Below are 25061 nucleotides of genomic sequence, written 5' to 3'. Positions count from 1 at the left end.
CCAGGCGACGCCGTGCCATTCGCGCGGTGGTCACCACTGGCAACGAGCAGGAGTCAATGAATGTCCTCGAGGAATTCCGGCGCAAGCGCCTTGGATCTGTCCAGCTGCGCGCGTGAGCCGATCCGCACCCCTGGCGCGATCCAGCCCTACGGATTGATCCTGGTCCTCGATCACTTCACCTTGACCGTCAAGGCCCGCGCCGTCGCGCGACCGGAGCTCATCGAGGTGCTGGGCGATCCGCTGGGCCAGCCCCTGGAGGCAGTGCTCGGCGGTACGCTGGCCCACTGCAGGCCGCTGCTGGTAGCGCTGGAGCAAGGTGCCTCGCAATTCCTTGGCGCGCATCCGGTCGGCACGGCCGGCCACCACCCTACGGTGGCGCACCGCATCGGGGATGACGTCATCATCGAGCTGGAGGCCCCGGTGCAGGGCGAGCCAGGCTCGCTGGAAGACCTCTATCCCTCGATCCGCCGCTTCATGGCTGCGATCGAGAGGGCGCCCACCACGCAGGCCCTGTGTGAGATCGCCGCCGTGCATATCCGCGAGCTGACCGGCTTCGACCGCACGATGATCTACCAGTTCGACCCGGACTGGAACGGTGCGGTCGTGGCCGAGGACCGCAACAGCGTGTTGCCCTCCTACCTCGATCTGCGCTTCCCGGAATCGGACATTCCCGCGCAGGCGCGTGAGCTGTACCGGCAGAACCGGATCCGGCTGATCGCTGACAGCCACTACACCCCGGTGCCTCTGGTGCGCGTGCCCGCGATCGCCGAGGCGCCGCCCACCGACCTCGGCCCGGCCATGCTGCGCAGCGTCTCCCCGGTGCACCTGCAGTACATGCGCAACATGGGCACCGGTGCATCGATGTCGGTCTCGGTGCTGTGCGAGGGCGAACTGTGGGGCCTGATCTCCTGCCACAACCAGCTCGCGCGCCGCGTGCCGTACCACGTGCGCACGGCCTGCGAGTTCATCGGCCAGATACTGTCGCTGCAGATTTCGCTGAAACAGCGCGCGGTGCTGGTCGAAGAACGCATTGCACGCCGCGCCATCCAGGTGCGGCTGCTCGGCCGGATGGCCGGCGATACCGACTTCATGGCCGCGCTCGGCCGCGATCAACGCAGCCTGCTCGCACTGACCCAATCGGCCGGTGCGGCGATCGTGCACCGTGGCGAATGCATCCTGCACGGCGACTGCCCGAGCCAGCCCCAGGTGATGCAGCTGGTCCAGTGGTTGACCGCCCAGCCGATCGATGGCGACATTTTCTGCACCGACACGCTCGCGCAGCAATGGCAGCACGCCGAAGCCTTCGCCGGCGTCGCCAGTGGCGTGCTGGCCATCTCCATCTCGCAGATCCACGACAGCTTCGTGATCTGGTTCCGGCCGGAGGTCGTCCGCACCGTTCGCTGGGGCGGTGACCCACGCAAGGTAGAGACCGATCAGCCACTGTCGCCACGCACCTCCTTCGAAGGCTGGAAGCAGACGGTGCGCGAGCAGTCGCTGCCCTGGAACGAGGTGGACCGTGATGCCGCGCTGGAGCTGCGCACCGCGATCGTGGACATCGTGCTGCGCAAGGCCGAGGAGATGGCGGCGTTGAATGAACAACTGCTCCGCAGCAACAAGGAGCTCGAAGCGTTCTCCTATTCGGTCAGCCATGACCTGCGGGCGCCGTTCCGCCACATCGTCGGTTACTCGGAACTGCTGTGGTCCTCGGCCGGCGAGCGATTGAACGATTCAGAAAAGAGATTCCTCGAGACCATCGTGGAGTCGGCAAAATCGGCAGGGACGCTGGTGGATGACCTGCTCAGCTTCTCGCAGATGGGCCGCTCGACCATGGGCCAGATCGCGATGGACATGACCGCCCTGGCCGACGACGTGCGCCGCAAGCTCGATATGGAGTACACCGGGCGCGCCATCGACTGGAGGATCGCCGCCCTGCCCAAGGTGCTGGCCGACCCCGGCATGCTGCGGCTGGTCTGGCAGAACCTGCTGTCCAATGCGATCAAGTTCACCCGCGACACGCCCGAGCCACGCATCGAGATCGGACACGAACGCAATGACACGGAAGACATCTTCTTCGTGAAAGACAATGGCTGCGGTTTCGACATGCGCTATGTGGACAAGCTGTTCGGCGTGTTCCAGCGGCTGCATCACGTCGATGAGTACGAAGGCACCGGCATCGGCCTGGCCAACGTGCACCGCATCATCACCCGCCATGGCGGCCGCACCTGGGCCGAAGGCCAGGTAGGCGCCGGCGCCACCTTCTATTTCACCATCCCCTTTGTTACTGGAGACCACCTATGAGAGATCTGCGACCGATCCTGCTCGTAGAAGACAACCCGAAAGACGCTGAGCTGACCATGGCGGCGCTTGCGCGATGCCAGCTGCTCAACGACGTGACCCATGTGCGCGACGGCGTGGAAGCGCTGGAGTATCTCCGCTGCCAGGGTCCCTATGAAGGCGCCATGCACGGTGGCCCGGTGGTGGTGCTGCTGGATTTGAAACTGCCCAAGCTCAATGGCCTGGAAGTGCTCAGGGAAATCCGCAGCGACCGCGCCCTCAGCAGCACCCCGGTGGTGATGCTGACCTCCTCGCGCGAGGAGCAGGACCTGATCCGCAGCTACGAGCTGGGCGTCAACGCCTTCGTGGTCAAGCCGGTGGACTTCAAGGAATTCCTCGAGGCGATCCAGGGCCTGGGCATGTTCTGGGGCATCACCAACCAGCCGCCACCCCACGGCACATTGTTCGGCGGGAAGAGTAGAAACGATGGCTGAGGCCGCCACAACCAAGACCATCAGGATCCTGATGGTCGAAGACAGTGCACTGGATGCAGAGCTGATCACCGCGCAGCTGCGCCGCGCCGGGATCCCGTTCACGGCCCAACGCACCTGGTCGCACCAGGGCATGCTCGATGCCCTGACCACCGCCTCGTTCGATGTGATCCTGGCCGACCACGTGCTGCCAGGCTTCGATGGCGACGCTGCCCTTGCCCTGGCCAGCGAGATCGCCCCCCAGATTCCCTTCCTCTTCGTTTCCGGCACGCTCACCGAAGAGCTCGCCGTGCAGGCGCTCAAGCGCGGCGCGCGCGACTATGTGGTCAAGTCGCGCCTGCAGCGCCTGCCCGATGCCGTTGTCCGGGCCATCCATGAAGCCCAGGAGCGCCGCCGGCTGCTGCGTATCGAGGCCGAACTGCACGACAGCCACCAGCGGCTGAAGCTGATCACCGATTCGCTGCCCGCGCTGATCGCCTACTTCGGTCACGACCATCGCTACCGCTTCGCCAACAATGCCTATGTCGAGTGGCACGGCCGCACGCCCGACAGCCTGATCGGCCGGCACACCCGCGAGGTCGTCGGCGAGGACACTTTCAACAGCATCCAGCAGCATCTCGACCGGGTGCTGCTGGGGGAGAAAGTCAGCTTCGACATGCTCTCCCTGCGCAGCAACGGTGCCGCCCGCCATGCCCAGGTGGACTGCGTACCCGAACTGGCACCGGATGGGTCGGTGCTGGGCTACTACGCGATGGCGCGCGATATCAGCGACCTCAAGCAAGCGCAGTCGTTGCTGAAGGCCAGCAACGAGTCCCTGGAGCGCCAGGTGGATGAGCGGACCTCGGCACTGCACCGGAGCGAAAGCCGGCTGCAGGCGCTGTTCGAATCCAGTTTCCAGCACCAGAACCTGCTGACCCTGGATGGCCACATCATCGACACCAATTCGGCCTCGCTGGCCGCCATCCTGGCGGACAAGCAGGACGTGCGCGGCAACCTGTACTGCGAATCGGCGTGGTTCGCCGACACGCCCGGCGTTCCCGGCGTGGTCTGCACCGCCATCCTGGAGGCTGCGGCGGGCACGGCGTCGCGCCACGAACTGGAACTGCGCCTGCCGACCGGCAAGCGCACGTTCGATTTCTCCTTCCGCCCCCTGTTCGATCATCAGGCACGGATCACCGCCGTCGTCTCCGAGGCCGTGGAAACCACCGCGCGGCGGCAGGCCGAAGAAGCGCTGCGGCACAGCCAGAAAATCGAGGCGGTGGGCCAGCTGACCGGTGGCATCGCGCATGATTTCAACAACATCCTGACCGTCATCGCCGGCAATATCGAGTACGCCAAGATGCTGACCGACCGGCTCGGCGACACGGCAGGCAATTCCTCACGCGCGCTCGACAACGCGATGAAAGGCGTCATGCGTGCGGCCAACGTCACCCAGCGCCTGCTCGCCTTCTCGCGCCGGCAGCCGCTGAAGAACATGCCGGTGGATCTGAACGAAGAGATGCGCGGCATGCGGGACATGCTCAAACGTTCGCTGGGCGAGCTGGTGCAGATCGACATGGTGCACAGCCCGGATATCTGGTGCGTGGAGATCGATCCGAGCCAGCTGGAAGCCTCGATCCTCAACCTGGCGGTGAATGCACGCGATGCCATGCCCGACGGCGGCCGCCTGACCATCGAGATGGACAACATCCACCTGGACAAGGATTACGCGGCGCAGCACCCGGATGTCCCGCCCGGCCAGTACGCCATGGTGCGCGTCCGTGACAGCGGCCAGGGCATGCCGCCGGAGGTCATGGCGCGGGTGTTCGAGCCGTTCTTCACCACCAAGGAGGTTGGCCGTGGCACCGGGTTGGGCCTGTCGATGGTGTATGGCTTCGCCAAGCAGTCCGGCGGGCACGTTCTGCTCGATTCCACCGAGGGCAGCGGCACCACGATCACGCTGTTGTTCCCGCGCTCGGCCGCCGCCCTGCCGAGCGTGCGCCCGGCCGATGCACAGACGCTGGACGCCTTCGAGGTGGAGGCGGAAACGACCGTACTGGTCGCCGAGGACAATGACGATGTGCGCGCCTACACCGTGGATACCCTGCGCCAGCTGGGCTATCGCGTGCTCGAAGCGCATGACGGCCCCTCGGCGCTGCGGTTGCTGGATCGCACCGACGTCAGCGTGGATCTGCTGTTCTCCGACATCGTGATGCCGGGCATGTCCGGCTGGGCCCTGGCCAAGCAGGCACTGGCCCGCAAGCCCGGCCTGCGGGTGCTGTTCACCTCGGGCTATCCGCGCGATATCGACGCAAGCGGCACCGTTGGCCGCACCATCGCCCTGTTGGCCAAGCCCTTCACCCGCAGCGATCTGGCGCGGTCCATCCGCACCGCCCTGTTGGATGAAAGCCCCACCCAGAGCGGCACCGCCTTGAATTGAGGCCGTCGCCGGCGGTGCCGTGACGGGCACCCGCCCCCGGTCATGACATGGGGCTGGCACGCGATGCACGGCCGGCTAACACGCACGGGCGCTAAGGTGGAGATCCGCACAGGTGGCTGCACGCCACGAGGATCTCCGCCCGCAATGACTGCTGCACGAACCCACCCACGATGCCGCGTGCTTCTCGTCGAGACGATGCGCCCATCCGGGAGATGACCAAGGACATCCTCAGCGACGATGGCTTCGATGTCCTCGACGTCGGCGATGCCGAGGCCGCGCTGGGATGCCTCAGGCACGACGGCCCGTTCGACCTGCTGGTCTCCGATGTCGGCCTGCCCGGCATGGACGGCCGCGATCTGGCCACGATCGCCACGACCCTGCATCCGGCCATGCCGATCCTGCTGGTCACCGGCTACGCGGGCCCCGCCGGAGCCCGGCCCGACTTCCGCGGCGAGGACATCAAGCTGCTGCGCAAGCCCTTCACGCTCAAGCAGCTGGTGACCTCGGTCAGGTCGCTGCTCTGACAGCTGCTGACCTGGTCACGACGGGTTCCTGATCGCCAGCAGCGCGCGGGCGCGTCGCTCCAGTTCCGCAGCCGTAAAGGGCTTGGTCAGCACTTCCATGCCGTCCTCCAGCTGGCCCGCGCCCACCGCTGCCGACGCCGCGTAGCCGGTGATGAACAACACCGGCAACGCAGGGCGCACCTGGCGGCCGGCATCAGCGACCTGACGACCATTGAGCCCACCGGTCAGCCCCACATCGGTGATCAACAGGTCGATCGTTTCGTCAGAGCGCAGCAGGTCGATGGCCTGGCCGCCTTCCGGTGCCTGCAACACCCTGTAACCCGCGCCGCCAAGCACCTCGGTCAGCAGCGCGCGGATCGCTTCCTCGTCTTCCACCACCAGAATCGTGCCGACGCTGGGCGCTGAACACGCCGGCAGGTCCTGTAAGGTTTCTTCGGCGGCGTCCGCGGGGGTCTCGCCGATGAAGCGCGGCAGATAGAGTTCCACCGTGGTGCCGTGGCCAACCTGGGAATCGATCCGCACCTGTCCGCCGGATTGGCGGGTGAACCCATAGATCATCGACAGCCCCAGGCCGGTTCCCTGCCCGATCGGCTTGGTGGTGAAGAACGGCTCGAACACCTTTTCGATCACCGCCGCGTCCATGCCGGTTCCTGCGTCCTTGACCGCCAGCCGGACGTAATCGCCGGGCGGCGTATCCAGCGCCGCCGCACTCTCGCCACGCAGGCTCACGTTGGCCGCGCTGATCCATAGCGGGCCCCCCTCGGGCATTGCGTCGCGGGCATTGATGCACAGATTCAGCAGCGCATTTTCCATCTGCGGCACATCCACCAGTACCGCCCAGGGATCGGACGCCAACTGCGTGGAGATCGCGATCGAAGGCCCCAGCGTGCGCGAGATGATATCCAGCATGCCGCGCACCATCGCATCGGCCACTACCGGCGTGGGTGCGAGCGTCTGCCGGCGGGAGAACGCCAGCAGGCGCTGGGTGAGCGCCGTGGCACGCGACGCGCTGGACTGCGCCATCTCCAGGTAGCGGCCGATGTCGTCATAGCGCCGCTGATCGATGCGCAGCTCCAGCAGCTCCAGCCCCACCGAGATGGCGGTCAGCAGGTTGTTGAAGTCATGCGCCAGGCCACCGGTCAACTGACCCACGGCCTCCATCTTCTGACTCTGCCGCAGCCGCTCCTCGGCCACCTGCAACGCGGCGCTGCGGGTCTGCACGCGCTCTTCCAGGGTCAAGGTCAATTCGCGCAGCTGCTCTTCGGCCTGGCGCCGCTCGGTCACATCCGAGGCGGTACCGAACCACTCGGTGATCTCACCGGCGCTGTCCAGCAAGGGCACCGCACGCATCTGCACCCAACGCACACTGCCATCGGCGAGCAGGGTGCGGTGCTCCAGTTCCAGCGGCAGCCGCTGCGCCATCGCACGCGCAATGGCCTGCTCGAGCAGGGCGAGATCATCGGGGTGTACGTAGCGTTCTCGCCAGTCGGTGACCGCAGGCAGGCTCTCGTCCTGTGCCACCGGCCCGGTCGCCAGAATCTGACGCATCTCGCGCCAGTCCGCGGTGACCGCATACAGTGACTGCGAGGAGGCGCTCACCAGCGCGCCGAGGCGGCGCTCGCTATGGGCCAGTGCATCGCTGGCGCGGCGCTCCTGGGTGCGGTCGCCGAGTACCTTGACGAAGCCCAGCACGGCGCCATCTTCATCGCGCAGCACGGTCATCGCCCCGCTGGCCCAGAAGCGCTCGCCGGACCTGCGCGCCAGCCAGCGCTCACCACTGACCCCACCCGATGCGATCGAGACGCCCTGGTTGTGCCGCAAGCGCTGGGCCTGGATATCGTCAGCGGTGTAGATCACCTCCACGTTCTGACCCAGCATCTCCGCCTCGGTCCAGCCGAAGATGTGCTCGGCCCCGGCATTCCACAGGGTCACCCTGCCCTGCAGGTCCGAGGCGACGATCGCGTAATCGCTGGCACTGTCGATGATCTGGCGATTGCGCGCCTCCACCTGCCGCATCGTGCGCTGCAGCTCGATGTGGGAGGTGACGTCCAGGCCCTGCACGAAGACGCCTGCCGTATTGCCATCCTCACCCGCCACCGGCTGGAAGACGATATCCAGCATGCGCCGGGCCGAGGACGGATCGCTCGGGAACGGCGCCTCGTACACCACCTCGCTGCCGATATACGGCTTGCCGGTGCGGTACACCTCGTCCAGCAGCGGCAGGAAGCCCTGCTCGACGATTTCCGGCAGCGCGTCCCGGATCGACTTGCCGAGCACATGGCGATTGCCAACCAGCCGTTGGTAACCCGGATTGGCCAACTCGACCCGATGCTCGGGCCCACTGAGGAAGGCCATGAACATCGGCGACTTGTCGAACAGCGCGATGAGCCGCTCGTTCTCCTGGGCCAGGCGCTGCTGGGCCACGATGATGCTGGTCACCTCGTTGGTCACGCAGAACGCGCCGCCGACCCTGCCATCATCGAGGAAGATCGGCGAAAACGAGAACGTCCACCAGGTCTCTTCAGGCACGCCCTGGCGGCTCATTGACACCGGCAGGTTCTCGTAACGGGAGGATTCACCGGCGAAGGCGTTCTCGATCGGCGCGCGTACAGCGTCCCAGGCATCGGCCCACAGCTCCCTCAACGGTGCGCCCAGCGCGCCCTCCAGGCGGGGCCCCAGAATCGGGCTGTAGGCATCGTTGAAGAAGAATGTCAGGTCATCGCCCCAGACCACGTACATGCTTTCGGGCGAGGCCAGGATCAGATTGACCGCATTGCGCAACGCGCCCGGCCAGGTCTCGATCGGCCCCACCGGTGTCGCCTGCCACGCCAGTGCACGGACCTGCTCGGCCATCGGCCCGGTGCTGCCGGGAAAGCGCCCCGCCACTGCGCTCATGCGCACCGCTCCAGCACCACCGGGGCGCGCGTGCCGCGCAGCTGCGCGGCAGACCAGGGAAGGATGGACATCATCGGGGCACCGAACCTTGAACTGAAGACATTGCAGGAGCTGGGGGAACGGCAGGCAGCGGGGGCCAGCCGGAAGGCGGAAAGCAATGTAAGCCAAGCGGGGCAAATCCATGTCAAGGCCGGGAGCCGGTGCCAGCGTTTGGCGGGATGTGCACGCGCCCGGGACGCACCGTTGGCGATGATGCGCGCACCCTCCCCACCCCACGACTGCCATGGCCAAGCCAACCGGCTCCCGTCTCGTCATCTATGCCGCCCTTGCCGGCAACCTGGCCATCGCCATCGCCAAGTTTGTCGCCGCCGGCATCTCCGGCAGCTCGGCGATGCTCAGCGAGGGCGTCCACTCGCTGGTGGACACCATCAACGAGCTGCTGCTGTTGTACGGCCTGCGCCGTGCCGAGCAGAAGCCGGATACGCTCCATCCCTTCGGCTACGGGCGCGAGCTGTACTTCTGGAGTTTCATCGTGGCGCTGCTGGTGTTCGCAGCCGGTGCCGGTGTATCGGCCTATGAAGGCATCCAGCACATCCGCCACCCCGAGCCGGCCACCAACCACCTGATCAGTTACGTGGTGCTGGGCATCTCCTTTGTCTTCGAAGGCACCTCATGGTGGATCGCGCTGCGCGAGTTCCGCGCCACCAAGGGGGCGATGGGTTACTTCGAGGCGTTCCGCCGCAGCAAGGATCCCTCCACCTTCACCGTGCTGCTGGAAGACAGCGCCGCCCTGCTCGGCCTGGCTTTTGCGCTGGTCGGCCTGCTTGCCGCGCAGTTGCTGGACATGCCGATCCTGGATGGCGTGGCGTCGCTGTGCATCGCCGGCGTGCTGGCGGTCACCGCCTTCCTGCTTGCCCGCGAGACCAAGGGCCTGCTGGTCGGTGAGCCCGCGCACCCGAGTGTCGCCAAACGCATTCTGGCCGTCGCCACCCACGATGCGGACCTGCGCCGCGCCAATGGCGTGACCACGATGCAGATGGGCCCGGACCAGGTGGTCGCGATGCTGAGTGCGGAGTTCGAGGACGATCGCACCACCCCGCAGATCGAGGCCTGCATCACGCGGATTGAAAAGACGGTGAAAGCCGAGTACCCCGAGCTGGTCGCGCTGTTCGTGAAGCCGCAGACGCCGGAAGTGTTCCAGGCGCGGCGGGCAGCGTTGGGGGAACCCCATCCCGACACGTGACCCCCGTGCAACGCGTGCAGCATCGCAGGCGGTGCGCACGACACCGTCACGGATGCCGTTGGATGCTCACCTGCCATGCGCCGTTTCGCACAAGCCATCGCTGATAGCGAGTCACTTCCCGCTGGCCTTCCTGCTGCGCTGGCGCGGACGCTGGCGGCCGCGCCGGACCACTACAACATCGCCAAGGGGGGCGTGGCCACGGTGCTCGCGCGCGACCATGACGGCTCCATCGCCGTGGCCGACATGGTGTGGGGCTTGGTGCCGCGTTGGTCCAAGGAGCCGGCCACGCCGTATACCACGGTGACCGCACGGCTTGACCGCGCGCCACGCAGCCGCATCTACGCGCAGGCCTGGGCGCAGCGCCCGTGCGTGCTGCCCATGACCGGCTACTACAAATGGGATCGCGAGCGCCGGCCCCCCTGGCCCCTGTTCGTGCAGCGCAAGGATGGCCTCGCGCTGCTCGCAGCGGGCTTGTGGGAGCACTGGGAAAGCGACGACGGCCAGCAGCTGGACAGCTTCACCGTATTGACCGGCCCCAACAGCGCGATCCCTTCCCCACTCACACCGGACGGGCCGATCTTCATCGCGCCGGCCACCGCCCTGGACTGGTTGAGTGGCGCCTTCCAGACGCCTGCGGCATTGCGTACCCACGCCTCCACCCCGGCGTTGGAAGCCTATCCGGTCAGCCGCGCGTTTCGTGATCCTTCGCGTGACGATTACACCCTGTTGGAGCCTGTCGATCCGGATACCACCGTAGCCAGCACCGAACCGCAGCCATGGGATGGCGATGGATGGGATGAACGCGATGCGGAGGAGTGACGTGCAGCGCACGTGAGCATCAACCTTTCCGGCGCTTGAATGGATTCCGCGCCCGCGGCGAATTTCACCTTCGCGCCACCGCTGTGTCGTCAGGGTGGAGATGCCCAGCAACACGGGCCCTCTCTCTAACCAATTGTGGAGTCAACCATGGACAAGAATCGCACTGAAGGCGCCAAGAACCAGGTCAAGGGCACCGTAAAGGAAGTCGTGGGCAAGGTCACCGGCGACAAGACGAAAGAAGTGGAAGGCAAGATCCAGAAGGGTGTTGGCGAAGTCCAAAGCGACGTGGGCAAGGCGCGCGACGACGCTCGCCGCTGAGTCTTGACCCCACCGCTCTCTGACCCACCTCGGGCAGAGAGCCGTGGGAGGTTAGCCGTGTGCATCGCCGGCGTACGCCACCCAACCTCTGAATGACAGCGCGGCATAGAACAGATCCGGCCGCTCGAATCCCGCCTCCTCCAGCATCGCGACCTCTTGCTCCGGCGACAACGTGGGCAGCCGGTTGGCGATGCTATCGGCACGTGCAGCTGCCGTCTCTCCCACCAGACCGCGCGCCGCTACGAACGCAGCCCAGCGCTGGAACCACCTGTGTTTGTCCAACGGGTCGCTCGGCACGCTGTGGTGCGCGATGATAAACGGTGCACCTGGCTTGAGGCGGCGCCTCAGTGCGCACAGCGTCTCGAGACGGTCTTCCGCTGACAGGAAATGCAGCGTCAGCAAGCAGGTGGCACCATCGAACGCAGTATCCGGCGTGCTGTCGATATAGCCTTCGATCATCTCCACGCGGGCAGACAGTTCGACTCCCAAGACGCGCTTCGCCAATCCAAGCATCTCGGCGGACGGATCCACGCCGGTGAAGCGCCAGCTGGGACTCGCTTCCGCGAATGCCTTCAGCTCCATGCCACCGCCCGCCCCCAGGACCAATACGCGCCCCTGCGGTGGCACGTGTTCGGCCAGCAGGACGTGGGTCATCTGGTGCAGCGCGTGGACGCCGGGCACCTGACGGACCAGGTTGTCGGCGTACTGGGCGACGGCATCAGGATCAGAGAAGGACATCCGGACCACCTTGGTTGCAGCGAACCTTAATGTAACACACTTAGTTACATTAAGACTGCGTCACTCCAGCAGCCCCATCAGCGAGTGGTGCACCGCCACACCTGCCAGCGCGCCCTCGCCCACTGCCAACGCGATGCTGCCCGCCATCCGGGCCGCATCGCCGCAGGCAAACACGCCCGGCACCGTGGTCTGTTTGGCCGAATCGGTGGTGATGCAGCCGCCATCCTTCAATTCGCAGCCCAACTGCTCGGCGAGATCCGTAGACAGCCGCGAGTGCGGCGAGATGAACAGCGCATCCACCTCCACCCGCCGCCCATCGGCGAGCACCACGGTGGCGGTGTCCTCCACGCGCTGCACCTGGGCCGACTCGATCACGACGCCGCACGCCTCCAGCCGTGCATGCTGCTCCGCATCGATCCTGGCGGATGCCTGGCTGCAGAACAGCGTGATCCGACCCCAGTCGCAGAGCAACAGGGCCTGGGCCGCGCCGCCATCCTTCGCACAGCCAATCACCCCGATGCGCCCTTCGAACACCTCGTAGCCGTGGCAGTACGGGCAATGAAAAACGCTCCGGCCCCAGCGTTCGCCGATGCCGTCGATGTCGGGCAGGTCGTCGGTCACCCCGTGGGCCAGGATCACTCGATCCGCCACGAATGTCTGGCGGTCTTCGACCGTGACCTGGAACCTTCCGCCGTCATCGATCGCCTGCGCCGACACCGCAGTACCGGTGAGCCACCTCAGGGTGGGATAGCGCCGCAGCTCGTCGCGGGCCTGGGAGGCGATGTCTGCCGGCGGCAGGCCTTCCCTGCCGAGGAACCCATGGGCGACGCGCGCATTCCGGTTGCGCGGCTTTCCCCCGTCGATGATCAACACCTTGCGCCTGGCGCGGACCAGCTGCAGCGCTGCGGACATGCCGGCGTAGCTGCCGCCGATGATGACCACATCAAAACGATCAGGACGCAGATCGGCCATGGCGCTGTCCTGCGAGCTCGCAGAGTGACGAATGCGCCAGAGTGCGTGAGGCGGGATCAACGCCGCGCGTACAGCGTGTGAGCCCCTGCATCACAGCGCGCTATCGAGCCGGACACCGAGGTGCCTCTATCGCCGCAGGGCAGTTCAGCAGGCACTGGAATCCGCCATGCTATACAACCGAACAAGCACCGCCTCGGGCGTCGCACAACCCGTGCCGAAGGCAAGCGACAGCACGTATCTGCGCAATGCCGTGTCGCCAACAGGCCATTTGGATGAAGCCCGCATGACATCGATCTTTTCCACGACACCTCTCCGCTGGCCGGGCGTAACCCGCGGCATCGCACTGGCACTTCTCCCGATGAGGCGCTACAGCACGTTCTCCGGCCGCGCCAGCCGCAGGGAATTCTGGGCGTTCGCGCTGCTTGCCTTCGGCGTGCTTGGCGGTTGCTACGCCATGATGATGTGGACCTACAGTGCCGGATGGGTCATCACGGGCATGGTGCTGGCGGCGCTGCTGGCCCCTGTGCTCGTGATTCCCCTGATCGCCGTCACGATCCGGCGGCTTCACGATATCGACGAATCCGGTTGGCTGGCGCTCCTCGTCCTCGTGCCGTTGGGCGTGTTCGTGTTCTTCCCGTTGATGCTGCTTCCCTCTACGCCGGGATCGAACCGCTTTGGCTCGCGTGAACCAGACCTCATGCAACCGGACGCATGACCAAAGCGGCGGGACGAGGGCATGAATTCTCTGGCAGGTAGCGGCTACGTTTCCTGTACGCCCTTCATGGAAGAACTGCGATGCGTTCAAGGTCGATACGCTCTTACCCTCCGACCCGCGCGGCGACGCTCACCAGGCGCACGCGTTGGCGTTGATGCAGAAGGCCAGCGAGGCTGATGATGCCGACCCTGCGGACATGGCACTGCTGACCGATCGGGTGTTGCTGGCGCAGGGGAAGCCGCAGCGTTACGGGACCCAGTTCGCGGACGCCGGGCATGGGGTCATGGAGCTTCGGCCTACCGAGGATCTGACAACCTTGGATGCACGGCGGAGGGCGGTTGGGTTGCAGCCGTTGGACGCGTACAAGGCGATGCTGTCGGAGATGTACGGCAAGCAGGTCAGGTAGGCTGCCGCAGGATCAGCGGCGGTGCCGAGCAACCGTCACTCACCCGCCCTACATGTTAATATTTCTCATTCGCACCTACCCCTCCCCGCGCCCGATGACCCGCCCATCGCTTCGTCTCTCTGCCCTGGGCCTGGCCCTGATCTTGGCCTGCGCGTCGGCCCATGCGGCCCCGCCCTCCTCCTCCCCCTCCTCGCCCGATGTGCGCCAGCTGGACGCCGTGCAGGTGCTCGGTCGCGCCCAGACGCTTTACCGGGTGGACGACGCCACGGTGGGCACGCGGACGGATACGCCGTTGGCGCTGGTGCCGCAGTCCATCCAGGTGGTGCCGCGTGAGCTGATTGAAGACCAGGCGGCCCGCCAGATCACCGACCTGTACCGCAGCATCAGCGGCATCAGTTTCTTCAGCTATGCCGGCGTGACCCTGCGCGGCTTCCGCCAGGAAAACGTGCTGTATGACGGCCTGCGCGGCGACCCCTATGCCGGCTTTTCGGTGCCGCAGCTGTTCAACATCGAGCGTGTGGAAGTCCTGAAGGGACCGGCCGGCGCCCTGTACGGCGGCGGTGACGCTGGCGGCGTCATCAACTACGTGACGCGCAAGCCCAAAGCCACACCCGAGCGCCGTATCGAACTGCAGGCCGGCAACAAGGATTTCCGGGCGGCATCGATCGAGGCCACCGGGCCGCTGAACACCGCGGGCAGCGTGCGTTACCGCGCCGGGCTGTATGGCGACACCGAACAGGGTGTGCGCTGGAACGCGGACAGCGAAAGCGTGATCGGTGATGCGTCGCTGGCCTTCGACGTGGGCGACACCGGCGAGTTGACCCTGCAGTTCACCGACATCACCCAGAACCTGGGCGGCAACCGCCTGCGTGGCGTGCCGGTGGACGACAACGGCAGTTTTCTGACCGACCGGCGCTGGAACCACAACGAAGCCACCGATTTTCTCGACATGCGTGCCAAGGTTGCGCTGGCGCAGTACCGCTTCTCGCCCAGCACCAACCTGGACGTGGATGTGGGTGCGCGCTGGTTCGAGAACAACGAGCATCAGATCTACCACGAGCCGATGGGGCTGATCGACCGCAACCGCGATGGCGTGCCCGAATGGATGACCCGCCAGCTGCGCAACCAGATCCGCGACAACGATGCATTTACCGCCAACGGCAACGCCGTGTGGCGCGTCAGCACCGGCAGCATCGAGCACAAGGTGCTGTTCGGTGCCGATGTGTACCAGCAGGATGCCGACTTCACCGCGCAGACCGCCAACAGCGCGGATCTGGCGCGGGGTGCCGGCCCAGTGCCGGGCATCGACCTGTTCAACCCGGTGTATGGCGCAAGTTCGTGGCGCGACTACACCCTGGCCGCCCTGCCCTGGCGCAGCACGAGCACGCGCAGCAAGCGCTATGGCGGCTACCTGCAGGACGAACTGACGCTGACCGAGCGCTGGCATGTGCTGGCCGGACTGCGTTGGGATGGCTTCAAGGACGATGACCGCATTGCCGGCACCGCCGTGGATGGCAACGACATCAGCTGGCGGCTGGGCAGCACGTACACCGTGCGGGAAGGCGTCAATGTCTACGCCAATATCGCCAGCGGTTTCATGCCCCAGAGCGCGGCCAACCAGAGCGCCGAAGCGGGCGGCCCGTTCGATGCAGAGCGCAGCAAACAATGGGAAGTCGGGTTGAAATCCCTGCTGGCCGAGCGCGTCACCCTGAACCTGGCCGCGTACCGGATCGACCGCAGCAATATCGTGCAGGCCACCGGCGAGATCGTGGACGGCGTCAACCAGCTGGCCGCCCTGGGCCTGGTGCGCAGTACGGGCATGGAGCTGGATCTGCTGGCCGATGTCACCGACCGCTGGGTGCTCAACCTGACCTACGCCTACAACGATGCGCGGGTGAAGGATGCCGGCAGCAACGGCATCACCAATGCTTCGGGTGATCGCTTCGCCAATGCGCAGCAGAACAAGCTCGGCCTGTGGACGCGCTACGATCTGCCGGCGATCAACTCCGCCATCGGCTTCGGCGCCGATTACGTGGATGAGCGCGTCAGCCTGGATGGCCAACGGGTCAAGCCGTACACCGTGTTCGACATGAGCTGGAAGACGCAGTGGCAGCAGTGGCAGTTCCAGGCCAACGTCAAAAACCTGTTCGACAAGGTCTATGCCGCCAGTGGCTTCACCGAGCGCACCGGCCACTTCCCGGGTGAGCCACGCCGCGTATACGTGCAAGCGGCGTACGCCTTCTGAGCCTGCCCATGCGCCAGCCTACGCCAGCGCATCCTGACCGCCCTGCGCGCAGCGGGAGTGGGCGCCGCCTGTGGTTCGACCTGCACAGCTGGCTCGGCCTCAAGCTCTGCCTTTTCATGGGCTTTGTCTGCCTCACCGGCACGCTGGCGGTGTTCTCGCAGGAGATCGACTGGCTGCTGCAGGCCCCCATGCGCGTGGCCGATGGTGGTGAGCACGCCGGCTGGGGGCCGGTCATCCATGCCGCGCAGGCGGCACATCCGGACTGGGAGCTGGAAGGCATCTCCGCCGGCCACACGCGCCTGTTCGCGGCGCGCGCGCAGATGCGCCTGCCCGATGGCAAGCGACGCTTTGTCTGGATCAATCCCTACACCGCGCAGGTGACTGGCGACACGGGCTGGTTCAATACCCAACGGCTGCTGCGCAACACCCACCGCCACCTGATGCTGCCGGTGGCCTGGGGCGTGCCACTGGTGGCGGCGCTGTCCATCCCGTTGCTGCTGTCGCTGTTGAGCAGCCTCTACATCTACAAGAAGTGGTGGCGCGGTTTCTTCAAGCGACCCGATCCCTCACGACCGCGCCGCCTGTGGGGCGATGTCCATCGCTTGGCCGGGGTGTGGTCGCTCTGGTTTCTGCTGCTGATCGGGCTGACCGGGGCGTGGTATCTGATCGAATCCCTCGGCGGCGATGCACCGGCCGCGCCGACCATGCGGCTGGCCAAGGGCGATGACCGCGCTGCCGCGGTCGACCCGGCCGCCGTCGACGCCGCTGTGCAGACCGTCCGCCAGCAATGGCCCCGCCTCGACATCCTCGGCGCCATCTCCGCACGCGATGGCGGGAGCATCCTGTTCATGGGGGAGGCCGACGCCTGGCTGGTGCGGGAACGGGCGAACAATATCGCCGTGGACCTGCGCACCGGGCACGTGATCGGCATGCATGACGGCCGTGCGCTGGGGATCCACCAGCGCATCGCCGAAATGGCTGACCCCCTGCACTTCGGCAGCTTCGGCGGTTGGTCCATCCGACTGCTGTGGTTGCTGGCCGGCACGCTGTTGACCGGCCTGTGCTTCACCGGCGTGTATCTCTACGGACTTCGCACAGTGGATTCGCTGCGATCAGCAGCCAAAAGGCGGCAGACATGAGTCATGAAAAGCTGCCCGGCCCCTGGCGCGCGGCGTGGCACGGCATGGGTCGCTGGCGCTGGCTGTGGCTGGCCCTGCTGCTGGTGTGGGCGTCGCTGGTGCCGCTTGAGGCAATGAAGTAGACGCGCTCGCCCGTCGAACAATGGCATGCTGGATGTTCGTGCAGGAGAGCAACGATGCGGATGACGGGAAATCTTCTTGCAGCCAGTGCTGTCACGCTGAAGGTCGGCGTGGTGTTCTGGGTGCTGGTGGCCTGGCGGACGCCCGGCGGTGAGCCTTGGGACGCGCCTGCGTTCTGGACCGTCGTCTATCCCATCGCACTGGGCATCGCTGCAGTGCTAGGCGCCTGTTTCCCCCGGAAGGCGTGGCTATGGGGACTGTTGCTCATGGCGCTGCAGGTGCCGGTGGTGGCCGTGATGTCCGGCGTTGGACCGTTGTTGCTCGCCGGCCTGGTGTACGCACTTGTACTGGCGGTGCCTGCGATGGCTATCGCGGCAGCAGCGGGCGCGCTGCGTCGCCGCCTGTATGGGAGGGTTTGAGACGCTCAGCGCTTCGCCGGCTGCCACCCCGCTCGCAGTGCATCCGACGCGCTGCAGAACATGCGCTCGCCGTGGCTCAGGTCGATGCTCGTGCGCGCGTAGTCCCGCTGGCCGGGCACGTGGTAGATCTTCCTGCCTTCGCGGGAGATGTTGCCCTTGATGCGGCATCCGCCCGGCGCCGGCTGCGCGGCCACCGGGGCTTGTCGTGCCGTCTGCTCACGTTTGCTGCGACGATAGTCAGCTGGCATCTGGAACGTCCCCTGCCAGAGGTTCCGCTGGTGCTGGCGCGCGTCGGCTTCGTCTGCGATGAATGCCGTCGCGTATTGGCGATACGCGACCGCCCAACCGGCGCGCACCATCCGCTGATTGACCGACTGCCCCTGTACAAAGCACTCCGCCACCACCCGACCGTAGCGGTCCGTGTCCTTGGGCTGGCAACGAACCGTCTTGTCCAGCACATAGCCGTCCAGCGCAGCAGCGGACCGTCGGCCACAGGGCCAAGCACGTCCGTCGTTGGTGGTGCATTGCTGGGCGCTTTCCGGCGCATCGATGCCCCACAGGCGGATGCGCTGCTTCGCCACGATAAGGGTGTCCCCGTCCGTGACCGTCGCGCGGCCGACCAGCTGTGCTGCCACACCAGAAAACGACGCAGAAACCAAAAACACCACCACCAGACCTTTCACCACCATCAACAACAACGTCCTTCAAGTGCACGCTCGGGAGCGAGCGCCAGTTAAAACAAGGCCGAGCACTTTAGCGGAAACGGAGACAGGACGCCGACTACATCGACAGTCCTTCACTCCCGACGTGCATTCCTGGTGTGGTCGCCTAGATATGAAACGCCGGACCTGCCGACAACGCCGACGAGCTCACCCTGACCCGGAACGCGATGAGCAGGCTGGCGAGGAGCATCACCGCCGCGGCAACGACAAGGACTGCAACGATGCCGCCCAGCCCGAACACCACGCCACCCAACGCGGCGCCCGCTGCGATGGAGGACTGCACCGCAGCGACCACCATCCCGCCGGCACTCTCGGCCTGATCGGGTACCGCACGCGCGACCCAGCTCGACCAGGCAACAGGCACGCCACCGAAGGCCAGGCCCCAGAGCGCGACCAGGATCGAAAGCCCGCCAACGCCCACCGGCAACAGCACCATGCCTAGCGCGGCGAGGCCAACCAAGGCAGGCATGATCACCAGGGTGACTTTCAGACTGCGCTCCATGAGCCAGCCGGCCAGGAGGGTGCCGACAAAGTTCGCCACACCGAATCCGAGCAGAATCAGCGCCAGGCCATCAGCGCTTATCTGCCCCAGGCTCTCCAACGTGGGTCGGATGTAAGTAAAGAGCGAGTACTGACCGGTGTGCGCCAGAACGCACCCCAGCATTCCGACTGCAATGCCTGGCCGGCGCAGGAGCCCCACCACCGACTCCGGGGTCGCCGCCTTGCGTGGGGCCATTCGGGGCAGCGTGAACCACTGGAACACAAACGTGAGCCCCCCTACCGCCGTCGCCGCCCAGAAGGCGCTGCGCCAGCCCAGCAGCCCGCCGAGGTAGCTCCCCAACGGAACCGACACCACCGTGCCGACCGCAATCCCGCTGAAGATGATGGACAGCGCGCGAGGCACGCGCTGGGGCGGCACCAACCGCATGGCCACGGCCGCTGCCATGCTCCAGAAGCCGCCCAGCGCGATGCCCAGAAGGACGCGCATCACCAGCAGCACGCCCATGCTGGACGACAACGCCACCAAGGCGTTGGAGAGGATCATCAGGGCCGTGAAACTCAACAGCACCAGGCGCCTGTCGATCGAACGGGTCAGCCGAGGCACAAGCAGGCCAGCGAACAGGGCGACTACAGCGGTGACCGTCACGGCTTGACCGGCCAGCGCCTCCGACACCCCCAGATCCGCCGCCATCGGCGTCAACAGGCTGGCAGGCAGATATTCCGCCGTGAGCAGCCCAAAGACCCCCATGGCCAGCGAAAACACGGCCACCCATGCCGATGAGGACGGCTCCCCGCTCCCCCTCGCCAACGAATCAGGCGTGTTCGCGGCATCAACTACGTTATTGCTCATCACAGATCCCAGTGCATTGGTGCAGCCGAGAGTCTAGGGAGCCAGGTCAGGATGATCTATGATTGTTCGACCTGTATTTTTGATCGAAACCCCGGGCCGCATCAGTGAGCCACGCTGCACACCCGTCCCAGTCCTCCGACCTGATCAGCGAGCTGCTGACCGGCATGCGACTGCATGGCGTTCAATACCGACGCATTCAGACCGGGCCGACCTTTGGGCTTGAATTTGCACAGAAGCCAGGCCATGCCTACTTCCATTACCTGGCCGTGGGCAATGCGATTCTTCGTGGCGCGGACGGCAGCCAACATCTTCTCTCCGCCGGGGATGTCGTGCTGCTTCCCCGCGGAGACGGCCACGCGTTGCTGTCGGGCGAGGACCATCCCGTCCAGTGTCTGGAAACGATAGACGCCGCCCCACTGGGCGACGCGGTGAGCGGGATAGACACATGCCCGAGCACCCATGCCGTGCCAAGCGCTGTGCTCTTCCACGGATGCATGGTGTTCGATCTGGGTGGCATGCAAGGGTTGAGCAAGGTGATGCCGGCGGTGATGCTGGCCGATGGCAACGCCACTCCGTTCACCGGGCTGTTGCCCATGGTCGACGCGATGAAGCGCGAGGTGTGCTCCGGACGTATTGGTTATGCGGGCATACTCGCCCGGCTGGCGGATGCAGTCGCCGCCATGATCGTTCGTGACTGGGTCGAGCGCGGCTGCGACGGCGCATCCGGTCTGGTCATGGCCCTGCGCGACCCTCGTCTATCGCTGTCGTTGCTTGCCCTGCACAGAGACCCTGGGCGTGACTGGACCGTCGAAGCGCTGGCTGCGGAATCCAACAGCTCACGGTCTGTCTTTGCAGACCGGTTCCAGGCCGTCATCGGAACCGCGCCGCTGCGATATGTGACTGAGCTGCGTATGCAATTGGCCAGTCAATGGCTGAGCCAGCAAAGCCTATCCATTGAGGTGGTGGCAGAGCGTCTTGGGTACGCGTCGCAGGCTGCTTTCAGTCGCGCGTACAAGCGTGTCATGGGGCACTCGCCTGGCGCGACTCGGCGGGGGGGGCGTCGCTTACAGGGGTGGAGGGAGGAGGTGCCGAAGCTGGTCTCGAACCGGGCCGCGCTTGCTAAATGCCGCTGAAGGCGCGGCTACCTATCAAGTTCACTCATAAGCGATCTCAGGTCGAAGACCTCAACAGAAACTTCCAACTCGAAGTTCTTCGCATACTTGCGAACCATCGAGTCCACATCAATCGAGTCTTTAGGCTCTTTTGTTACAACTACGGGCGTAAATGCAACATCCTGCGGGTCCCCGTCAGCATCCGTTTGCTTCTCTAACTCGTTTGTTTTTGTTGGAACGATGAACAAAAAAATACGATCGAACCAATTACAAGTATCGCCAGCGGTAGATATCCTTCCATGGTCACAAGCTCTTTCCTGAGAACAAGGCACATTGTCTCAGGCGGGGCATTCGCGAACAATCAGACGCCACGGGCATGAAGCGCCCCCTCCTGAGTCGGCGCTTCACTTTCTGTGCTCCAGGCACCTGCCCTCCAGTCGCCGCGGGGCGTCGCCCAGCGAGCCCCGGCTTGCCGGGATGTGGTCGGCGGGGCCCCACGCAAACTCGACCGGCACCCGGGGGATCACTGCGACTACACCTCGCCATTGGCATCAAGTCCCTAAGGGTTTGCCGTCCTGCCAGCGCCGAAGACCCGGTTCGGGAAGTCGAACAAGCAAGTCGAACAAGTCCTATATCCAAGAGTGACCTAGCGACGTGTGCGGGCCAACTCGGTTGCACGCCCAACGGTGAGCGTAGCAAGGACTCCCACGTGGGTCCTCAGACTCGCGTGCGGGGCCCTCGCCTTGTTGAGCGCTAAGACCTAATGCAGGCCAGGGGATGATTCGAAATAGTCTTCACCGACTCGGCGCACCATGCCCACCCGACCAGAGGCGGGTATGAGAACACGGAAGCACGTCACAGCTTGCTACTGTGGTAGCTCTTGCCGGTGACTATTTCTGCCGTCTGAGACCACCCGTTTCCGTCAGAGAAAGTCACCACCCCGTTCTGTAGCCGCAAGTTGGTAAGGTCGTGCTCGCGCGTAATTTCCTGGTCCGAATTGCCGTTCAGTGAGACCTTCTCACCAGGCTCGCGCGCCGTCGACCAGTAGTGCTTGTAGCTCCAGCCATATGTATCCCCATATAGGTGACTGCGGTAGGCAACTACGTAGTCCTTGTAGCCTTCGCCGCCCAGGTCTTGGCCCACAATGGCATGCGAACTCTCGGCGAAACTGCTGTTGTAACGACTCATGTCCTCAATGATGGCAGCGCTGGCTTCTTCGTCCGTCATGGCGATGGGCGGATTGTCGAGAAACGCTTGCTTGCGTTGCTCCTTACGCTCTGCCTCTGCCTTCGCGCGAAGGTGATTGTTAATTGTGCCATTGACACTTGCACGCATGCGGTTGATGTCACTTTTGCTGGCAAGCACTTGGAAGTCCGAATCACCAGACTCCACTTGGCGCACCTCGTAGTCCATCTGCAGACTTACTTCCTTGTCTTCCGGCAGGGGAATGGTGACCTTGGCGTTGCAGACGAAGGCACCTGTGCTCTTATTCTTTTCTAGAGTCACGATCTCGGTGACCGTTCCCGCGGCAAACGCCTGCAGTGACTCGGCCGTTGGCCCGACGCCGAAGGCGTTTTCCACCATGCTCTCCATTCCCGAGGTCTCGCCGGCCAGCAAGCTCAGCAGTGTCCCATGGACATCACCTGAGTTGCAGTCATGGCTGCCGCAACCAGTGAGCCCGATGACGAACACAGCGACTAACGCAAATCTCCCTTTTGACATATCCCACTCCTGATGTTTCCGATTTCTGTTGTGTACCGACTTACTGACGACAGGCAGTCGCCATAGCGCGGCTAAGCTGGTTAACGGCGGAGGAGCATTGAACTTTAGGCACTTCTATACCGGCGCGGAGCCATTCTTCGATTCGCCGCCCACTGATCGAGCAATGGCACAGACTCGTTGACCTGCCGCACCCACGGCGCTCGAAGCAGGTTGAATGACCGTCCCAGCTGGTAGCACATCGTGCGGCTGCCGGCGTCATCCAACACCCCAACGGGCATCAGAAGCGCGGCATTAGCGGCACGATCCGCTGCGGATGCAGAAGCGCGACCTTCACCGCCTCTTGGGCTTGCAAACGCTTCTTGCAAACGTCATTAAAGAGGATTATGTTTCTCCTCAGGCGACGGCCCGAGTTGTGAGCGACTCCAATCCGTGTTTCACCCCCAACGCATACCCATGTCAACGCTTGGCAAACGCCAACGGAGGCAGACGTAAGCGCTCACCTGCCCCGTTTGATAGGACTTTGCCAAATGACACCTGATATCTATTCGCGCCCGGCCTTTCTAGCCGAGACTGCGTTTCTTTCCTCTGGACTGCCGCTGAAGAAGGGGCAGATCCGCGAACTGATCGCAGCCGTCCATGGCTATCGCTCCCTTGCGGCGATGCAGGCCGAGGAACCCTTGCACGGGCCGATCGAGCCCCGCCACACCTTGGTGTTGATCGACAAGCCCTCGGCTTTGTTGAGAAGCGCAGACCTGCTTCCTGACCATGATGCCGATCGCATCGTTGGGACCCTCATTGAGGTGCTTCAGCGCCACGCCACCCCCGAGCATTTTTACTTGCGGCACAGGGCTGACTTGCCAGATGCCCTCGTCACCTTGGGCAGAATCTGCGCTTTGGCTGACCCTGCCATGGCTGGAGTCGTTGATGATTTGGAGGAACGGGTCGATGCCTCCATCAAGCAGTGGCGGCCAAGTGGCGTGGGCAGTGGTTATCCCGGCGAGGAGATCCTGCGGAAGATGCAGGCCAACGGAGGGCCGGTCCGCATTCTTGAGAACCGGGTGGATGATCACGTGGCCGGATTGCTCGTGCGGCTTTCTGGCACGTATGAAGACGCCGCCAATGAGAGTGGAGTGATCGATGTCCACGTTGTGTTTAAACAGCGAACCGACCACATATTCAACCGCCTCACCGCTGGGTCGCTGTTCACGCCTGGCCGCGATCACTGGATGGATATGAATGCCCACACTCCGGGGCTGGTCGGGCAGTGACTTCCAACGATGCAATGGCTTTTTAAGCGTGGACCCAGAACCATGGCCATAGGTGCTTTCGGAAAGTTGCTGCACCTTCTCGCGAGAGACTTCAGTGTTTCGCAGCCGAGCCGCTAACGCATTAGACAATGTCGGCGATGACCGCCTTCTCACTGAAGCTGTACGAATTACATAGGGACGCGAAAAGCGATGGGAATCAAGGAAGAGTTCAAGAAGTATGGCGCGAAGCTGGACAACATGCGCTGGTCTGTCTCAGCAATTGCGACGAAGCCTCGGCAGGCCGTGATTACCGTCTGGGAAGACCGCTTTCCCAAGAAGGGGAACAAACGGACTTACCGCATTGACACCTCTGGGTGGACGAATCGCGCCGGCCGGACTGGGACTCTCACCCATCTCGCAACCGCTTCCGAGAAGGGGCTTCCTGTCCGTATGGTGATGGTGCGGTGGGCGGACAAGCAAAAAAAGCGCAAGGACTTCGAGGCCCGCACTGAGTGGACCGGCTACGTTCAAGAAGTGAACGAGAGCATCTTCTCCGTCGTCTTTGAGAAAACTGACGCAGAGTCCGGCGAGCCCACAATAGAGGAACGGCTTGTCTTAGCAGCCGAGGCAGGCGCTGAGTTCCTCACGCCTCCAATCGACTCGAGCGAAGATGCCCGCCAGTGGGTACTGACCACCATCGCAATGCGCCGCGGCCAAGCTGGGTTCCGAACGAAGTTGCTCAAGGCCTATGGCGGTAGGTGCGCGATCACAGGCTGCGACGTTACGGCAACATTGGAAGCAGCGCACATCCTGCCATTCCGTGGCGACCATACGAATACCGTCAACAACGGCTTGTTGCTCCGTGCTGACATACACACCCTTTTTGATCTTGGCTTGATCTGGATTGACGCCGATATCAAGACGCAGGTCGCGACCTCGCTGATCGGCACCAGCTACGCGGATCTTCGTGGTCGAGCGCTCTCAGCGCCTGCCAAGAAGTCCAACGCCCCTCGTCAGCAGTATTTGGCAGAACATGCAGAGGCTGCACAGGCAAAACATCCCCGTAAGTCTCGGTAGGGCATCACGCCATCTGGCGACAACCGCATAGGTGATGCGCATGCAAGCGTTTCCTCGACATGCTTCCTGCCTTCTCGTGGACCCAAATCAGGA

Annotated in this window: 22 protein-coding genes; 16 read left to right on the top strand and 6 right to left on the bottom strand. The window is 64.5% G+C overall.

Going from position 1 to position 25061, the window contains the following annotated elements; all coding sequences use genetic code 11:
* The first annotated feature begins 60 nt into the window (after nt 1-60).
* The 4 genes from ABE483_RS00220 to ABE483_RS00205 all read left to right on the top strand — a co-directional run bounded on the left by ABE483_RS00220 (nt 61) and on the right by ABE483_RS00205 (nt 5708).
* Nucleotides 61-2298: an ATP-binding protein gene (locus tag ABE483_RS00220; RefSeq protein ID WP_346480806.1), complete on the top strand. Its 2238-nt coding sequence runs from the start codon at nt 61-63 to the stop codon at nt 2296-2298.
* Complete coding sequence (locus tag ABE483_RS00215; protein WP_346480805.1) at nt 2295-2768, top strand: response regulator; 474 nt, start codon at nt 2295-2297, stop codon at nt 2766-2768. Before ABE483_RS00220 ends, ABE483_RS00215 begins: the two co-directional genes overlap by 4 nt.
* Nucleotides 2761-5184: a PAS domain-containing protein gene (locus tag ABE483_RS00210; protein ID WP_346480804.1), complete on the top strand. Its 2424-nt coding sequence runs from the start codon at nt 2761-2763 to the stop codon at nt 5182-5184. Before ABE483_RS00215 ends, ABE483_RS00210 begins: the two co-directional genes overlap by 8 nt.
* Before the next feature lie 212 nt (nt 5185-5396).
* Nucleotides 5397-5708 carry a response regulator gene (locus ABE483_RS00205; protein ID WP_346480803.1) on the top strand — a complete coding sequence of 104 codons (312 nt, stop codon included), beginning with the start codon at nt 5397-5399 and terminating at the stop codon, nt 5706-5708.
* A 15-nt stretch (nt 5709-5723) separates the two neighbouring features.
* On the opposite strand, the gene ABE483_RS00200 is transcribed toward ABE483_RS00205, so the two are convergent.
* Nucleotides 5724-8603, bottom strand: a complete 2880-nt coding sequence (locus ABE483_RS00200; RefSeq protein WP_346465937.1) for a PAS domain-containing protein — start codon at nt 8601-8603, stop codon at nt 5724-5726.
* Between the two features lie 283 nt (nt 8604-8886).
* Between ABE483_RS00200 and ABE483_RS00195 the strand changes: the two genes are divergently transcribed.
* The 3 genes from ABE483_RS00195 (at nt 8887) to ABE483_RS00185 (ending at nt 10983) form a co-directional block, all read left to right on the top strand.
* Complete coding sequence (locus tag ABE483_RS00195) at nt 8887-9846, top strand: cation diffusion facilitator family transporter (RefSeq protein ID WP_313212511.1); 960 nt, start codon at nt 8887-8889, stop codon at nt 9844-9846.
* 75 nt (nt 9847-9921) lie between these two features.
* Nucleotides 9922-10665, top strand: coding sequence for an SOS response-associated peptidase family protein (locus ABE483_RS00190; protein ID WP_313212510.1), 744 nt, complete (start codon nt 9922-9924; stop codon nt 10663-10665).
* 147 nt (nt 10666-10812) lie between these two features.
* Nucleotides 10813-10983, top strand: coding sequence for a CsbD family protein (locus tag ABE483_RS00185; protein ID WP_019184192.1), 171 nt, complete (start codon nt 10813-10815; stop codon nt 10981-10983).
* A gap of 51 nt (nt 10984-11034) precedes the next feature.
* On the opposite strand, the gene ABE483_RS00180 is transcribed toward ABE483_RS00185, so the two are convergent.
* Together ABE483_RS00180 and ABE483_RS00175 are read right to left on the bottom strand one after the other, a co-directional pair.
* Nucleotides 11035-11721, bottom strand: coding sequence for a class I SAM-dependent methyltransferase (locus ABE483_RS00180; protein WP_346480802.1), 687 nt, complete (start codon nt 11719-11721; stop codon nt 11035-11037).
* Nucleotides 11722-11781: 60 nt separating this feature from the next.
* Complete coding sequence (locus tag ABE483_RS00175) at nt 11782-12693, bottom strand: NAD(P)/FAD-dependent oxidoreductase (protein ID WP_346480801.1); 912 nt, start codon at nt 12691-12693, stop codon at nt 11782-11784.
* Between the two features lie 166 nt (nt 12694-12859).
* Between ABE483_RS00175 and ABE483_RS00170 the strand changes: the two genes are divergently transcribed.
* From ABE483_RS00170 to ABE483_RS00145, 6 genes are all read left to right on the top strand, one after another.
* Nucleotides 12860-13408 (top strand): DUF805 domain-containing protein, encoded by a 549-nt coding sequence (locus ABE483_RS00170; protein WP_313218726.1) that lies wholly within the window; start codon nt 12860-12862, stop codon nt 13406-13408.
* A gap of 145 nt (nt 13409-13553) precedes the next feature.
* Nucleotides 13554-13814, top strand: coding sequence for a DUF6624 domain-containing protein (locus ABE483_RS00165; RefSeq protein ID WP_346480800.1), 261 nt, complete (start codon nt 13554-13556; stop codon nt 13812-13814).
* A 94-nt stretch (nt 13815-13908) separates the two neighbouring features.
* On the top strand, nt 13909-16059 hold the full coding sequence (locus tag ABE483_RS00160; RefSeq protein WP_346480799.1) for a TonB-dependent siderophore receptor: 2151 nt from the start codon (nt 13909-13911) through the stop codon (nt 16057-16059).
* An 8-nt stretch (nt 16060-16067) separates the two neighbouring features.
* Nucleotides 16068-17198: a PepSY-associated TM helix domain-containing protein gene (locus tag ABE483_RS00155; protein WP_346480798.1), complete on the top strand. Its 1131-nt coding sequence runs from the start codon at nt 16068-16070 to the stop codon at nt 17196-17198.
* The gene (locus ABE483_RS00150) at nt 17195-17320 is read left to right on the top strand and encodes a hypothetical protein (RefSeq protein WP_256774474.1); all 126 of its coding nucleotides are present in this window, start codon (nt 17195-17197) and stop codon (nt 17318-17320) included. The genes ABE483_RS00155 and ABE483_RS00150 overlap by 4 nt, the downstream gene beginning before the upstream one ends.
* Before the next feature lie 54 nt (nt 17321-17374).
* Entirely contained in the window at nt 17375-17737 is a 363-nt protein-coding gene (locus ABE483_RS00145) for a hypothetical protein (RefSeq protein ID WP_346480797.1), read from the top strand.
* 5 nt (nt 17738-17742) lie between these two features.
* Here the strand turns inward: ABE483_RS00145 and ABE483_RS00140 are convergent, their stop codons facing one another.
* Nucleotides 17743-18426, bottom strand: coding sequence for a thermonuclease family protein (locus ABE483_RS00140; RefSeq protein WP_346462702.1), 684 nt, complete (start codon nt 18424-18426; stop codon nt 17743-17745).
* A gap of 139 nt (nt 18427-18565) precedes the next feature.
* On the bottom strand, nt 18566-19810 hold the full coding sequence (locus ABE483_RS00135; protein WP_346480796.1) for an MFS transporter: 1245 nt from the start codon (nt 19808-19810) through the stop codon (nt 18566-18568).
* A gap of 104 nt (nt 19811-19914) precedes the next feature.
* Here ABE483_RS00135 and ABE483_RS00130 point away from each other — a divergent pair, with 104 nt between their 5' ends.
* On the top strand, nt 19915-20943 hold the full coding sequence (locus ABE483_RS00130) for an AraC family transcriptional regulator (RefSeq protein WP_346480795.1): 1029 nt from the start codon (nt 19915-19917) through the stop codon (nt 20941-20943).
* 834 nt (nt 20944-21777) lie between these two features.
* Here ABE483_RS00130 and ABE483_RS00125 read toward each other — a convergent pair.
* Nucleotides 21778-22644 (bottom strand): hypothetical protein, encoded by an 867-nt coding sequence (locus ABE483_RS00125; RefSeq protein ID WP_313212499.1) that lies wholly within the window; start codon nt 22642-22644, stop codon nt 21778-21780.
* A gap of 527 nt (nt 22645-23171) precedes the next feature.
* Between ABE483_RS00125 and ABE483_RS00120 the strand changes: the two genes are divergently transcribed.
* Together ABE483_RS00120 and ABE483_RS00115 are read left to right on the top strand one after the other, a co-directional pair.
* Nucleotides 23172-23912: a hypothetical protein gene (locus tag ABE483_RS00120; protein WP_346480794.1), complete on the top strand. Its 741-nt coding sequence runs from the start codon at nt 23172-23174 to the stop codon at nt 23910-23912.
* A 189-nt stretch (nt 23913-24101) separates the two neighbouring features.
* Nucleotides 24102-24968 carry an HNH endonuclease gene (locus tag ABE483_RS00115; RefSeq protein WP_346480793.1) on the top strand — a complete coding sequence of 289 codons (867 nt, stop codon included), beginning with the start codon at nt 24102-24104 and terminating at the stop codon, nt 24966-24968.
* The last annotated feature ends 93 nt before the right edge of the window (nt 24969-25061 follow it).

Origin of the sequence: Stenotrophomonas sp. TWI602 (assembly GCF_039674045.1) — a bacterium.
Taxonomy (GTDB): Bacteria; Pseudomonadota; Gammaproteobacteria; order Xanthomonadales; family Xanthomonadaceae; genus Stenotrophomonas.
The sequence above is the reverse complement of the archived record's forward strand: the minus strand, read 5'-3'. Positions and strand labels throughout refer to the sequence as shown.